This window comes from Zwartia panacis (assembly GCF_030410395.1).
GTDB classification, from domain to species: Bacteria; Pseudomonadota; Gammaproteobacteria; order Burkholderiales; family Burkholderiaceae_B; genus Zwartia; species Zwartia panacis.
Window position 1 is genome coordinate 469,883 of the sequence record NZ_JAUHHF010000001.1, and the last position, 14,394, is coordinate 484,276.

A 14,394-nucleotide genomic window follows, 5' to 3' on the forward strand; every position below is an offset into this window, starting at 1 on the left:
AATGATTTCAGAGCCTCGTCCACTTGTTGTCTGTGCAGATGACTTCGGTATTGAGTCGGGCGTGGATCGCGCGATTGTCGAGCTTGCGCAGACCGGACGTTTGAGCGCGACGGGTTGCCTAGTCACCTCTGAAAGATTTTCGTCTGCGGCACCTTTGCTTTCAGGATTGCCGATTGATGTCGGCCTTCATCTGAATTTCACCGAGTTTCTGGGATTGCCAGGGTTTTACACGCCGCTGGGTCGTTTGATCGCGCTGACCTATACGCGACGTATTTCCCGAATCGATGTACGCAGACAGATTGAGGTTCAGCTTGACTTGTTTGAGCTTCACATGAAGAAGACTCCCGACTTTGTCGACGGTCACTTACATATCCATCAGTTCCCTGTCATCCGAGATGAACTCCTTGCTGCGCTCTCTCGTCGCTATGCGGGACGTCTACCTTGGTTGCGTGATACACGACCCACTCACATGTCCGGATCGCTGCCGTTCATGCAACGCTTTAAGGCGCATGTGATTGGTGCGCTGGGAGCGCGTAGGCTGGTGAGTCAAGCCAAACGTGCTGGCATGGTCGTCAATGATGGTTTTATGGGAGCCTACGATTTTTCCCGACCCCACCCACCGTATCTGTCGATGTTGAGCGCATGGCTTGAAAACGCACGGATCAACAGTGTATTGATGACACATCCTGCTCAGTATGCGTCAGATAAGCTGGCCTTTGGTCGTGACCGTGTCGAAGAATACCGGGTGTTAGGTAGTGAGAACTTTGCAGCGCTTCTTGAGCGTCATGGCCTGAAAATAGGGCGCTTAAGCTCAGTTTAGGTTCGGATTCAGTTCAGTCCGGTTTGAGGATTTCTTCGCGACCATAAAACTTGACTCCGAGCGTGATTCGATCTCGACCTTGCGAACGGCGATGTCTGTTGGTGTCTCTTAGGGAATACACACAACCGCAGTACTCTTGCTGGTAAAACTCTTCCCGTTTGCTGATTTCGATCATGCGCGCCGAGCCGCCATGCTTGCGCCAGTTGTACGTCCAGTACAGCAAGTTTTCATAACGCGATGCGGCACGCTCACCAGAGCCATTGATTTGATTCATGTCCTTCCAACGCGAGATTCCTAGCGAACTGGTGATCGTGTCGTAGCCATGTTCATACGCATACAAAGCGGTCCGCTCGAAACGCATATCAAAACATTTTGTGCAGCGTTCACCTCGTTCAGGCTCGTTTTCGAGCCCTTTGATTCTATCGAACCAGTTGTCCACGTCATAGTCTGCGTCGATAAACCCGATTCCGTTTTTTTCAGCGAAACGGATGTTTTCATTTTTCCGGATTTCGTATTCTTTTACGGGATGAATATTAGGGTTGTAAAAGAAAATATCGTATTGAATGCCGGCTGCGAGCATGGCTTCCATCACCTCGCCCGAACAAGGGGCGCAACATGAGTGCAGCAAGACCTTGGAGCGGCCTTCGGGCAGTGCAAGAGAGGGTCTGAGAGCGTCTTTCACGGTGCTGAGTTCAGTTGAATAAGGTGGTTTGAACAAATGGTATTTCTTTGATTTTAGACTGTTTCAAATGGCGGATGCGCCCAAAACCGAGTCCCAAAGCTTTCGCACAGATGCGCGCTCTTTCATGAGTTGATCCTGGGGGACTCTTGCCTTATCTGCTCCTTGCAGGCGGGTCTCGTGCTGCGCACGGCGCAAGTTCCGATAGGCATCACCACCTTGAGTGGCGAGCTCTGCAGGAATGAGGCCCGCTTCGGCGCTCAGGCGAAGCAGGGCAATATTGCCCAGATTAGCTAATAAAGCGGGGTGATGACGTGCGTGAGTCAGCACAAGATATTGGGTGACAAACTCCAGGTCCACCATGCCACCCGCGTCATGTTTAATGTCAAATTCTTGACTTGTGTTCGGATGCCCAGCCGTCATTTTTTTGCGCATTTGCCGGACCTCCTCCGCGAATAACTGCGGTTCCCGGTTGAGCTTCAGTATTTCCTCGCGAATCTCTTCAAAGCGTTTCCCAACGGCTGCATCACCCGCCGCATACCTCGCGCGAGTCAGTGCCTGATGCTCCCAGGGCCAGGCTTTATCAAGCTGATAGGCTTTGAATGCCTCGACTGATACGGCGAGTAAGCCTGCGTCACCATCGGGTCGCAATCTCAGATCGACTTCGTAGAGACGGCCTGACGATGTCATCGTGGAGAGCCAGGATGTCATGCGTCGTCCCAGCTTTGTGTAGAGTTCAGTCGCGTCATCGCGGGGGTCATCATAAAGATAGACCAGGTCCAGGTCTGATGAGTAGCCGAGCTCTTTTCCGCCTAAGCGACCATACGCAATGACGGCAAGTCGCATGGGAGGAAGTACGCCTTGATCATTGGGTTTGGCGACAAGTGGCCATACTCTGTGCAGGGTTTCATTCAACAACATATCCGCAAGCGCAGAAAGCTGATCACCAAGACTCTCGACGGTCAACACCCCTTCAAGATCCTGTGCAAGCAGTTGAAAGCTGATTTGCCTTTGGATGTCTCGCATCATGTTCATCTGCTGCTCAACGTCCGCACTGCCGTCGGGCAGGACGCAAGCATCCAGATCCGCCCGCATCGCGACTTCCACCCTTTCATAGTCGACAGGTTCCATCAATGTGCGCCAGGCAATCAGGCTGTCGAGTACGACTGGATTTTGAGTGAGATATTGTGCGGCCCAGGGGCTTGCTGCCATCATGCGAGCGATACGCGCAAGTGTTTCCGGATATTCGGCGAGTAGCGCCACGTAAGCGCTGCGTTGAGAAATGGACTCGATCAAATCCAGCAAGCGCAAGGCTGTCGCCATGGGCTGATTGGTTTGCAGCGCAGCATGAAGCGCGATTGGCAGAAGAGTATCGATTCTGTTTCGGCTTGTTGTGGAAAGCGCCCGAATGCGATGTCCCTCCAAAAAACTGTCAATTCTCGAGGTCAGCGCTTGGGCATGCTCACCAAATTCAGCGATTTTTTGCACGAGGGCAGATCCCTCGGAGCCTTGTCCAGTGGTGCGACTGCCCGGTGAGATCGCGTGACTGGCAGGATCTATTTGCTCGGTTGCGTCTCCCAGGCCTGCGATCCTGAACGCATCGCGAAAAGTCTGAGCCACAAAGTGTCGATGCTTCGCGAGTGTTTGCACAAAGTCTTCGTGCGCCATTCCCAAAGCTGTCGCCAGTTCACTCATCCGTTCAGTCGTTTGTGGCAAAAGATGAGTTTGAGCGTCCTCCGCGTATTGAAGGGCATGTTCGACCCGGCGTAAAAAACGGTAAGCCTGCGCTAGCTGATCCGCGCGATCATTTGTCAAAATCCCCGCGCGTCGCTGCGCTTCGAGAGCGATTAAAAGCCCTCTTTGCTGGAGCGCGGGCATTCTGCCTCCCCGAATGAGCTGGGATAACTGCACGACGAACTCAATCTCTCTGATCCCGCCATCCCCGAGTTTGATATTGTGAGTGGACTCCACCCCCGGCCGCGCTAGCACTTTGCGTTGCCAGTCCTGCCGGATGCGTTCGCGAAGCGCGCGCAAAGCTGCCAAGGCATCAAAGTCAAAATATTTCCTGTAAACAAAAGGGATCCGCAGGCTCTCGGCATGCTGAAGACTCGCAGTTGGATCACTTTGTTCAAAAGCTTTGGCCGGGATCACCCGACCCTTCAGCCAGGCATAGCGCTCCCATTCTCGACCTTGTGTGAAGAGATATTGCTCAAACGCATCCAGGCTCCATGCGACAGGCCCTGAGTCTCCATCGGGCCGCAGTCGCAGATCAGTTCTGAATACTTGTCCATCAGCATCGGCTTCTGACAGGATAGGCATCATTTTGCGTGTCAGTCTGGCATAGAACTCATGATGGCTGATCGGTCTGGGACCGTCTGTTTCGCCTTCCTCTCCATAAAGCATGACCAGATCGATATCGGAGGAAACATTCAGCTCGCAACCGCCTAACTTACCCATGCCAATAATGATCATTTCTTGAGGTAAGTTTGTAGCGGGATCCCTGGGCGTACCATGAACAGGGAGTAAATCCTGAATCACGCTTCGATAAGCCTGTTCCACGCATCGATCCGCGAGTGCCGTCATCGCACCCACAACTTCCTCTAGATCAGCCAGCCCCCCAAGATCCCGCACCATGACCAGGTAAAAAGTTCTTTTGCGCAGGAGTCTCAGAACTTTTTTACAAGTTGGAATGTCCAGCTTTGCCTCTGCGACAGGCTGACCGGCGAGTTCGTGAAACCACAGATCAATTCGCTCTGGGCTGACCTTTTGGCTACTGGCGGTCTCCAGCCATTGCATGAAATCGGGGTTGGCGCTGCCCAGCCTGCGCAACACGCCTGACCAGGACAATGCGTTTGTCAGCGGTGATTTATTCATGGAGAGCTTGTCGTCAAGTTAAAATGGTTCTTAGTGATAGTGGTAATGGTAAGCGCTTTTTTATCAGTCATATACATTTCTAAGGTCATATCAAGTTTTGTTATTCGTTCGTAAAACTCTTCGCTATTTGCTGATTACTCTGCTGTTGCTCTATTTTGTCGCGGCAACCATGATGTTGGGTGTTCGATATTTGGTGTTGCCGCACATCAATGAGTGGCGGCCCCAGATCGAAAAGCGGCTGTCCAGCGCATTGGGCGCCCAAGTCACGATGGGCGAGATTGCTGCGAGCTGGTCTGGCCTGAATCCGACCCTTGCGCTGGAAAACCTGCGATTACGCGATCGTCAGTCCAACCTGGAGCTTCTGTATGTGCCCGATGCGTTTGCAGTCGTGTCCTGGCGCAGTCTTCTGGCGCTCGATATTCGGTTAAGACAACTTGAGATTAACGGTATCCATCTTTCCGGAAGCCGAAGGGACGATGGTCGGTTTGTATTGGCGGGGAATGTCGTCGAGGAACATAGCAGCGAAAAATTCAAACTTTCGACGGATACGCCGGCTGTGCGCTGGCTCCTGAATCAAGGACAAATCGTGATTCGGAATGCGACGTTTCTGTGGGATGATCAGTTGCGTCGCGCGCCCGAACTTGCGATCGAAGGGATCGACATCACCATTTCCAATGGGATTTTTCGCCATCAGCTGCGCGCGATTGCGACCTTGCCTCCAGAGCTTGGCAGCACTGTCGAAATGATTGTGCGTACGGACAATTTAATCAATCCACTCGCATCGCACGAACAAGGTGATGCAGAAGTTTTCTTTGAGATCAATGATGCGCAACCAAGCGCATGGCGTCCTTGGCTGGATGTGCCTCAAACCGAAGGCCGGTTTGCCACACGCGTCTGGATGACCATGTCGGCGGGACATTTTGGTCGAACAACTGTTGATCTGGCAGGCTCTCACGCAGCCGTTTTTCTAGGGGAACAAGATCGCACAGTCGTTCGGGCCGACAGGCTTGAACTCCGGCTCAACGGTTGGCTGGGCGATCTTTTTCCAGAAAATCAGTGGCTGATTTTTGATCGAAGTCCCAATCGACTGGGTACCGCACTTTCGCTCAAAGGGCAGGGCCTGAAAGTAGAAAACGGTATGTTTGATCCCCCCGTATTGCTGGTGGGAGACGTTTCGGCTAATACCCAATGGAATCGCACTGAGAATCAAAAGCTTCAAGTGGCCGCGACACGAATTGCTCTCGAATCAAAACAATTAAGCGCAGAACTTCAAGGTAAGTGGACGGAGGGGAACAACCCTTCTCCAGGAGTGGTGGATTTGACTGGAACCATACAAAAAGCCGATCCGACCCAGCTATACCAGTACGTGTCGACTGCTGTGAGTGCCGAATCGAGGGAGTGGATGCGACGCGCGATTCGAGGTGGCGAGTTAAACCAGATGACGCTTACTTTTCAGGGCGATCTCGCCAAGTTTCCATTTAATGCGCCTGGCAAAGAGGCGGGGATTTTTCGTCTTGAGGGGCAGTTTGCCAACGTTACATTTGATTACGATTACGTCGAGCCACATGAACCCCAGTGGCCGGCCGTGACCGTCGAAAAAGGCATTGTTGAGCTTGACAAGATGGGTCTGTCAATTAAAAGCGATCAGGCCCATGTTGTGGGTATGCATGGACGTCCCATCCAGATATCCTCGCTCGAAATCAAGGCGCCTGATCTTGAGCTCAATCCTAATATTTCTATCCGGCTAAATAGTCATGGATTGATACAGGATTACATGGCGACCTTAAATCGCACGCCCATTTCTCATGATTTGGGAGCACAGCTGGAGTCGATGGAGATCAAAGGTCAAGCTTCAATGCCTTTAGCCGTTGACTTCGATCTAGAGCAAAATAAAACCTTGACGGTTAATGGCCAATTCAAACTCAATGATGTCTCAGTTGCACTTTCTAAGGGAAGCATTCCAGTTGAAAAAATCAATGGAATGATCGACTTTGACGATGAAATGCTGGTGGTCAGAGATTTGCAAGGTCAGGCTTTGGGTGGCCCCGTTTTATTGACTGGCCAGTGGGGTTTTAAAAAACAAAGTCTCTCTCTGCGGGGTGAGTTGACGACCCTTGCATCAGAGAAACATCAAAAAATCAGCGCCATGCTCGCCATCACGGGTCGAACGAGCTATCAGGCTGACATCAAGGGGAATGAAAAAGGTGGAATAGAAGTTGAAGTGAAATCCAGTCTCGAAGGGCTGACAGTCAAACTTCCTCCTCCGCTTGGTAAGTCCGCGGCTCAGAAATGGCCGCTTTCAGTGCGTTTTGTGAGCACAAAGGACGGAAAGCTTGAACGTTCTGCACTCACTTTTACACTTGCCAATTTAATGAATGGTCGATTTGAGCATGTCCCGAATGGCAAGGGACAGCCTTACTTTTCGCGCGGTTCAGTCGTAATGGGAGGGCCTGCAGTGTTGCCCGCCTCTGGACTTTCAGTCAACCTTGGTTTTGATCGCGTGAACTGGGATGATTGGAAAGCATTATCTGATCAGTTGACGGCCCCGTCTCATAACAATGCAGTCAGTGCGCAGACTCCAATTTTTCCTGATTTGCAGCAACTGCGCGTGCGTTCCCCTGAATTCATTTTCGCTGAGTTGAATCTTCATCAAATGGATTTGATGGTGAGCAAAACAGCGTCTCAAAAATGGGCGGCTCGTCTGGAGTCGAAGGAGACACAGGGCGTTGCCTCATGGTCAACCGATCCCCGCGGGCGGATTGGACCCGTTGTCGCCAGGTTTTCCAGGCTTTCTGTAGGAACCGAGGGGACATCGACTGGCGAGCCGCCTAAAACGGAGGTGATTGATGATAAGCAATGGTCATCCATGCCCGCAATTGACCTGACAGTTGATGACTTTACTTTGTATGGAAGTCGACTTGGCACTTTGCGTCTTGTGGGTCAAAACGCGGACAACGGCACGCGCTGGATGATCAATGAGTTAGAAGTGACCAATCCGCATGCCAAAATGTCTGCAAAGGGTTTGTGGCTGTTGAAAGGGCCAGAGCGTGGCGTCAGTCTGGATGGCAAGATTGATATTTCCAGCTTGGGCAAGCTTTCGGATCAAATGGGGTATGAAAACCGGGCCGCAGAGGGATCTGGCACGATTACGGCAAAGGTGAACTGGACAAACTTTCCTTGGGTTTTCAGCTATGCAGGCTTGAATGGGCAAGTCAACATCGATTTGAAAAACGGCGTTTTTCAGCACGTCAATTCTCGTAGCGCTCGGCTCCTCGAGGTCTTATCCTTACAGTCTCTCCAGAGAATTTTGAGCTTTAATTTCCGCACGGGTGATGAATTTAAGGATGGCTTTCCCTGGAACAGCATTAGTGGGGATCTTTCTCTGAAGCAGGGTGTTGTCCATACCACGGATCTTGTCGTGCGCAGTCCTATCGCACGTATAGCATTGACCGGTGGCTCAGACCTCACTCAAAAAGTGTGGAACATGGAGGCGGATGTCCGTCCCGTCTTGGACATGAGTGGAGCAGCCGTTGCCACCGCGTTTGTCGTCAATCCGCTCGCAGGATTGAGCGCGCTTGTGACGCAGTTTTTGTTGCGCAATCCGATTGAGCGTGCGATGAGTGCAAAGTATGAGGTCAAGGGTCCTTGGGATGAGCCTGAACTCATCCCAATCGGAGTGCCGACTCCTGTCCAGACTCAGACGAGTCCAGGAGGATAGTCAAGTTTCTTGACTAGTTTCCGGATACCTTACTTCTTCATCATGTCAAAAAATTCGGCGTTGTTTTTAGTCGAACGCATTTTGTCCATGATGAATTCCATGGCTTCCACTTCGTCCATATCATGGATGAATTTGCGAAGGACCCAGATTTTTTGCAACAAGTCTGGTTTGATCAGTAGCTCTTCGCGTCGTGTGCCTGACTTGTTCAAGTTGATCGCAGGGTAGACGCGTTTCTCGGCCAGGCGGCGCTCGAGGTGAACCTCCGAGTTACCCGTACCTTTGAATTCTTCGTAGATGACTTCATCCATGCGGCTGCCCGTTTCAATCAGTGCAGTACCGATGATCGTCAATGAGCCGCCTTCCTCGAGGTTGCGAGCCGCACCAAAAAAACGCTTGGGGCGTTGGAGGGCGTTGGCATCGACACCGCCTGTCAACACCTTGCCCGAAGCAGGAACAACGGTGTTGTAGGCGCGAGCCAGTCGGGTGATGGAATCAAGCAAAATCACCACGTCTTTTTTCATTTCTACCAGACGTTTCGCGCGTTCTATGACCATTTCAGCGACTTGGACGTGGCGTGTAGCGGGCTCGTCAAAGGTTGAGGCAACAACCTCTCCACGAACAGTGCGCTGCATTTCAGTCACTTCTTCAGGACGCTCATCGACCAGCATCACAATCATTACCGCTTCGGGAAAGTTGGTGGTGATCGCATGAGCGATATGTTGCATCATGACCGTCTTGCCTGACTTAGGGCTCGCAACGATCAGACCGCGCTGGCCTTTGCCGATTGGAGCAAAAATATCCAGGATGCGACCCGTCAAATTTTCTTCGCTCTTGATGTCGCGCTCAAGTGTCATGACCTTGTCAGGATGCAGCGGAGTCAGGTTCTCAAACATGATCCGATGCTTAATTGCCTCGGGCGGAAAACCGTTGACCTTGTCAACTTTGACCAAAGCGAAATAGCGCTCCCCGTCCTTCGGCGTGCGCACCTCACCCTCGATTGAGTCACCGGTATGCAGGTTAAAGCGACGAATCTGAGATGGGGAGATATAGATGTCGTCCGTGCTGGCCAAATAAGAAGTGTCAGGCGAGCGCAGGAAACCAAAACCATCTGGCAACACTTCGAGTACGCCATCACCAAAAATCTGTTCGCCTTGTTTCGCACGCCGCTTCATGATCGCAAACATCAGTTCTTGCTTGCGGAGTCGGTTTGCGTTTTCGATTTCGAGGCCTGCGGCCATTTCGAGCAGCTGCGAAACGTGCTGCGCCTTTAGTTCATTCAGGTGCATTGATATTTATCTGGAAAAGTGACTTCTTTAGAGAAGACAAGGGTCAAAAGTAAGAGGGAGGTCAAGACGCGCTAAGAAGAGTCTGTGGCGGGCCTCGGACGGGCCCGCGCGTGGAAACGAATTAGATCGCGCCGTTTAAAAATTCTGTCAGTTGAGATTTGGAGAGGGCACCGACTTTGGTCGCTGCGACTTTGCCGTCCTTGAACAACATCAATGTTGGAATGCCACGGATACCAAATTTTGCTGCGGTTTCCTGATTTTCATCAACGTTAAGCTTGGCGACGGTCACCTTGCCTGCGAACTCAGCAGCAACTTCCTCAAGCATGGGGGCGATCATTTTGCATGGACCACACCAAGCGGCCCAATAATCCACCAGAACAGGCTGAGACGAATTCAATACGTCGGCGTCAAAGCTGACATCGCTCACGTTTTTAATGTGTTCACTCATGATTTTCTCTAGGGTATTTCAGTGATGGGTCTGTACGACTGTCAGACGCGTCCACCAGATGGGATGTAAAGACCACGGCGGGACATTTTTCGACTGTGTTACTTCATTAAAGCACAAATTAAGCGGATCAGATGAACTAGCAAGACACTTTTTGACTGATGGGTCATCTTTACCACATTAAAAGCTTGCTCAGATTTTGAGCAGTCCGGTGATCAATGCACCCTAATTGCCAATTTCCGTAAAATGGGCAATCTTTTCCACAGATCTTGGGGATAACTTGAGTACGAAGTCCTACAACGAATCATCCATACGTGTCCTGAAAGGGCTTGAGCCGGTCCGACAACGACCTGGCATGTACACCCGTACCGAAAATCCTCTCCACATCATCCAGGAAGTGATTGACAACGCAGCTGACGAAGCACTCGCGGGTTTCGGCAAACACATTCAGGTGACGATGCAGGCGGACGGCAGCATGACGATCGAAGACGATGGTCGCGGCATACCTGTCGGTTTGCACCCTGAGGAAAAAGCGCCTGTCGCTGAGTTAGTCTTTACTCGATTGCATGCGGGCGGAAAGTTCGACAAAAAAGGTGGCGGAGCATACGCTTTTTCAGGCGGTTTGCACGGTGTGGGCGTCTCCGTGACGAACGCACTCTCAAAAAAGCTTGAACTCGTGGTGTGGAGAGACGGGGCTGCCCACCGGATGGTGTTCGCCAATGGAGACGTCGCCGAACCTCTGAAAGTGATGCCAGAGCTTGCGCGTAAAAAGTCTGGCACCCGCGTGCGCGTCTGGCCGGATGCATCATTTTTTGACTCTGCCACGATTCCAACGCATGAGCTGATGCATTTGCTGCGCAGCAAAGCTGTCTTGATGGCTGGCGTCAAGGTCACCTATGTGAATGAAAAGACCGGCGAGTCGCGTACCTGGCAATATCAGGATGGACTAGCGGGTTATCTCACCGAAGCACTTCAAGGCCTCGAGTTGCGCGTTCCGCTTTTTGGGGGGGAGCAGTTCGCCTCCGCAGATCACGAGACCTTTGCAGAGGGAGAGGGCGCTCAATGGGTAGTCGCTTGGGCTGATGAAGGCAACGTCGTGCGCGAGTCCTATGTCAACCTGATTCCTACTCCGGCTGGCGGAACGCATGAGTCGGGCTTGCGGGAAGGACTCTTCGCTGCCGTCAAGGGATTTGCCGAGTTGCATAGTTTGCTTCCCAAGGGCGTCAAGCTATTGCCCGAGGATGTTTTTGCGCGTGCCAGCTTCGTATTGTCCGCCAAGGTGCTGGATCCCCAGTTTCAAGGTCAGATCAAAGAACGTCTAAACAGCCGCGATGCGGTTCGCTTGGTGGGGGGATTTGTGCGGACATCCCTGGATCTTTGGCTCAATAGCCACGTTGAATATGGAAAAAAGCTCGCCGAATTAGCGATTCGTCAGGCCCAGGCGCGTGCCCGATCCGCTCAAAAGGTTGAAAAGCGCAAGAGCTCCGGTGTTGCTGTTTTGCCTGGCAAGCTCACGGATTGCGAGTCTACAGATACGTCGCGAACCGAGGTGTTTTTGGTTGAGGGCGACTCCGCGGGAGGCTCTGCCAAAATGGGTCGGGACAAGGAGTTTCAGGCCATCCTTCCGCTTCGCGGCAAGGTCCTGAACTCTTGGGAAGTCGACCGGGATCGCCTGTTTGCGAACAATGAAATCCACGATATTGCTGTCGCAATCGGCGTGGATCCGCATGGTCCCAACGACTCTCCCGATCTATCAGGATTGCGATACGGTCGAGTGTGCATCCTGTCTGATGCGGACGTCGATGGCTCTCACATTCAGGTGCTGTTGTTGACCCTTTTCTATCGGCACTTCCCGAGGCTCGTGGAGTTGGGGCATGTGTTTGTCGCGCGTCCGCCACTATTCCGTGTGGATGTGCCGGCATTAGGCAAACGACCTGCCCGTAAAGTGTATTGTCTGGATGCTGGCGAGTTGGAAGCCGTCCAGGACAAGCTCCGCAAAGAAGGGGTGCGGGAGGGCTCTTGGGATATCAGCCGGTTCAAAGGGTTGGGTGAAATGAGCCCCACTCAGCTGTGGGAAACCACCATGAATCCTGATACGCGACGCATGCTGCCGGTTGGTTATGGATCGCTTGATCAGTCTGCAACAACACAAATGTTTGACATGTTGATGGGCAAGGGCGAGTCCGGCGCCCGCCGTACTTGGCTTGAAGAAAAAGGCAATCTCGCAGAGGTTGATATCTAAATGACCGACAGTTCTCAACCTGGTTTGTTCGACCCGAGTGATGCGGATGCATCTTTGACACTCGGCTTATACGCTGAGCAGGCGTATCTTGATTATGCCGTTTCCGTTGTCCGAGGGCGCGCTTTGCCCGATGTGGGGGACGGCCAAAAACCGGTGCAGCGCAGGATTTTGTATGCCATGCAAGCCATGGGTTTGCAGTCTGGCGCCAAGCCCGTGAAATCCGCCCGCGTCGTGGGTGATGTGTTGGGTAAGTATCATCCGCATGGTGATCAGGCCGCATATGACGCGCTTGTGAGGATGGCGCAACAGTTTTCTTTGCGTTATCCCTTGATCGATGGTCAGGGTAACTTCGGCTCCCGGGACGGAGACAACGCAGCTGCGATGCGCTACACGGAAGCCCGTCTCACGCCCTTTGCGCGATTGTTGTTAGACGAGCTTGACGAGGGAACTGTTGACTTCATTCCCAATTATGACGGCAGTCATCAAGAACCATCGATGCTGCCCGCCCGTTTGCCTGTCATGCTCCTCAATGGCGCGTCCGGAATCGCAGTGGGTATGGCGACAGAAATCCCCGCCCACAACTTGAGAGAAGTCGCTCAGGCATGTGTTGCGTTGATTAAAAATCCCGCGCTCCCAGATCCGGATCTCTACGAGATGATCCCTGGGCCTGACTTTGCAGGGGGCGGTCAGATCATCACGGCCGCTGCCGAAATTGCGCAGATCTATCAGACTGGGCGTGGTTCACTCAAGGCGCGTGCCCGCTGGCAGTTCGAAGAGCTGGCTCGCGGACAATGGCAGCTGGTTGTGCATGAATTGCCGCCTGGAGCCTCATGTCAAAAAGTCCTCGAGGAGATTGAGGATCTGACGAACCCCAAGGTCAAGGCTGGCAAGAAAGCACTTACGACAGAGCAGCAGCAGACCAAGGCGCAGATGTTGGCGTTGCTCGATGCCGTGCGCGACGAGTCCGGCAAGGATGCTGCCGTGCGCCTGGTGTTCGAACCTAAGACTTCGAAGATCGATCGCGAGGAATTTGTCACAACGCTGCTCGCACTAACCAGCATGGAGACTAGTGTTCCGATCAATCTTGTTTGTATCGGTACGGATCACAGGCCTCGCCAGAAAGGTTTGCGCGACGTGTTGCTCGAGTGGATCGGTTTCAGGACGAGCACGGTGTTGCGTCGCACGCGTTACCGGTTTGACAAGATCACTGACCGCATTCATGTGCTCGAAGGGCGCATGTTGGTCTACCTGAATGTGGATGAGGTCATCCAGACGATTCGCGAGTCCGACGAGCCCCGTCCCGCCCTGATGACCCGCTTTAAATTAAGCGAGCGTCAGGCAGATGACATTCTTGATATGCGTCTGCGTCAGCTCGCACGCCTGGAGGGCATCAAAATCGAGCAAGAACTGGCCGAAAAGCGCGAAGAACAGCAAAAGCTTCAGGAACTGATCGAACAGCCTGCAGCCCTCAAAAAGCTGGTTGTTAAAGAAATCGAGGCTGATTCCAAGCTTTATGGCGATGAGCGTCGCACATTGATTCAGGTTGCTGAGCGCGCCGTCAAAGAAGTGCGTGTTCTCGATGAACCTGTGACAGTCATCGTTTCGCAGAAAGGTTGGTTAAGATCGCGTCAAGGGCATGGGCACGATGCCTCGCAATTCAATTTCAAAGCGGGCGACGGTCCATATGGCGTGTTTGAGTGTCGCAGTACGGATACTCTGATTGCTCTGGGAGATAACGGTCGCGCATACAGCGTCGCGGTTTCCGGCTTGCCATCCGCCAGAGGCGATGGCGCGCCAGTCACATCGATGATCGATCTTGAGCCCGGTTCACACGTGGAGCATATGATTGCTGCAGCCCCCGATACCAAGTGGCTGTTAAGTACAAAACAAGGATTTGGTTTCTCGACCAAACTCTCCGATATGACAAGCCGACAGCGAGCAGGCAAGCAGTTTGTGACGCTTGAGGAAAATGATCGTTTGCTTCGTCCGGTTCCATTATTTCCCCAGGCGACACAGGTTGCGTTTTTGACAACGCGCGGCAAATTACTGGTGATTGCGTTGGAAGAGGTCAAGAGTCTTTCCTCTGGCGGTCGTGGAACGATTCTGATGGGAATCGATGCGCCTGACACGTTGGCGCAGACGGTGCCTGTTTCAAAAGCGGGTTTACGCGTGACAGGTATTTATAGAACCAAGCAAGTAGAAGACATTTTGAGTGGTGCTTTGCTTGAGATTTATGTCTCCAAGCGTGCCCGCAAAGGCAGACTGCTCGACGTCCGATCTAAAGAGCCGGTCCTTTCGCCCGTGCTTTAAAGGATAAAATGCCGCAGGTC

General features: G+C 52.5%; 8 protein-coding genes. 4 read left to right on the forward strand and 4 right to left on the reverse strand.

Going from position 1 to position 14,394, the window contains the following annotated elements:
- Position 1: 1 nt before the first annotated feature.
- The gene (locus QWY30_RS02205) at positions 2–820 is read left to right on the forward strand and encodes a ChbG/HpnK family deacetylase (protein ID WP_290237826.1); all 819 of its coding nucleotides are present in this window, start codon (positions 2–4) and stop codon (positions 818–820) included.
- 13 nt (positions 821–833) lie between these two features.
- Here the strand turns inward: QWY30_RS02205 and QWY30_RS02210 are convergent, their stop codons facing one another.
- Together QWY30_RS02210 and glnE are read right to left on the reverse strand one after the other, a co-directional pair.
- A complete protein-coding gene (locus QWY30_RS02210; protein ID WP_290237957.1) occupies positions 834–1,502 on the reverse strand; it encodes an epoxyqueuosine reductase QueH in 669 nt (222 codons plus the stop codon).
- A gap of 63 nt (positions 1,503–1,565) precedes the next feature.
- The gene (glnE, locus tag QWY30_RS02215) at positions 1,566–4,373 is read right to left on the reverse strand and encodes a bifunctional [glutamate--ammonia ligase]-adenylyl-L-tyrosine phosphorylase/[glutamate--ammonia-ligase] adenylyltransferase (protein ID WP_290237828.1); all 2,808 of its coding nucleotides are present in this window, start codon (positions 4,371–4,373) and stop codon (positions 1,566–1,568) included.
- Positions 4,374–4,470: 97 nt separating this feature from the next.
- Between glnE and QWY30_RS02220 the strand changes: the two genes are divergently transcribed.
- On the forward strand, positions 4,471–8,091 hold the full coding sequence (locus QWY30_RS02220) for a YhdP family phospholipid transporter (protein ID WP_290237830.1): 3,621 nt from the start codon (positions 4,471–4,473) through the stop codon (positions 8,089–8,091).
- 29 nt (positions 8,092–8,120) lie between these two features.
- Here the strand turns inward: QWY30_RS02220 and rho are convergent, their stop codons facing one another.
- Both rho and trxA read right to left on the reverse strand, forming a co-directional pair.
- The gene (gene rho, locus QWY30_RS02225; protein WP_290237832.1) at positions 8,121–9,377 is read right to left on the reverse strand and encodes a transcription termination factor Rho; all 1,257 of its coding nucleotides are present in this window, start codon (positions 9,375–9,377) and stop codon (positions 8,121–8,123) included.
- Positions 9,378–9,498: 121 nt separating this feature from the next.
- A complete protein-coding gene (gene trxA / locus QWY30_RS02230) occupies positions 9,499–9,825 on the reverse strand; it encodes a thioredoxin TrxA (RefSeq protein ID WP_290237834.1) in 327 nt (108 codons plus the stop codon).
- A gap of 277 nt (positions 9,826–10,102) precedes the next feature.
- On the opposite strand from trxA, the gene QWY30_RS02235 reads away from it, so the two are divergent.
- Positions 10,103–12,064, forward strand: coding sequence for a DNA topoisomerase IV subunit B (locus QWY30_RS02235; protein WP_290237835.1), 1,962 nt, complete (start codon positions 10,103–10,105; stop codon positions 12,062–12,064).
- Positions 12,065–14,374: a DNA topoisomerase IV subunit A gene (gene parC, locus QWY30_RS02240; protein WP_290237838.1), complete on the forward strand. Its 2,310-nt coding sequence runs from the start codon at positions 12,065–12,067 to the stop codon at positions 14,372–14,374.
- Positions 14,375–14,394: the final 20 nt, after the last annotated feature.

Excerpts from the sequence above, each read along its gene's own strand:
- rho (WP_290237832.1), bottom strand. The coding sequence starts at position 9,377 with ATGCACCTGAATGAACTAAAGGCGCAGCACGTTTCGCAGCTGCTCGAA.
- QWY30_RS02205 (WP_290237826.1), top strand. The coding sequence starts at position 2 with ATGATTTCAGAGCCTCGTCCACTTGTTGTCTGTGCAGATGACTTCGGT.
- parC (WP_290237838.1), top strand. The coding sequence starts at position 12,065 with ATGACCGACAGTTCTCAACCTGGTTTGTTCGACCCGAGTGATGCGGAT.
- glnE (WP_290237828.1), bottom strand. The coding sequence starts at position 4,373 with ATGAATAAATCACCGCTGACAAACGCATTGTCCTGGTCAGGCGTGTTG.
- trxA (WP_290237834.1), bottom strand. The coding sequence starts at position 9,825 with ATGAGTGAACACATTAAAAACGTGAGCGATGTCAGCTTTGACGCCGAC.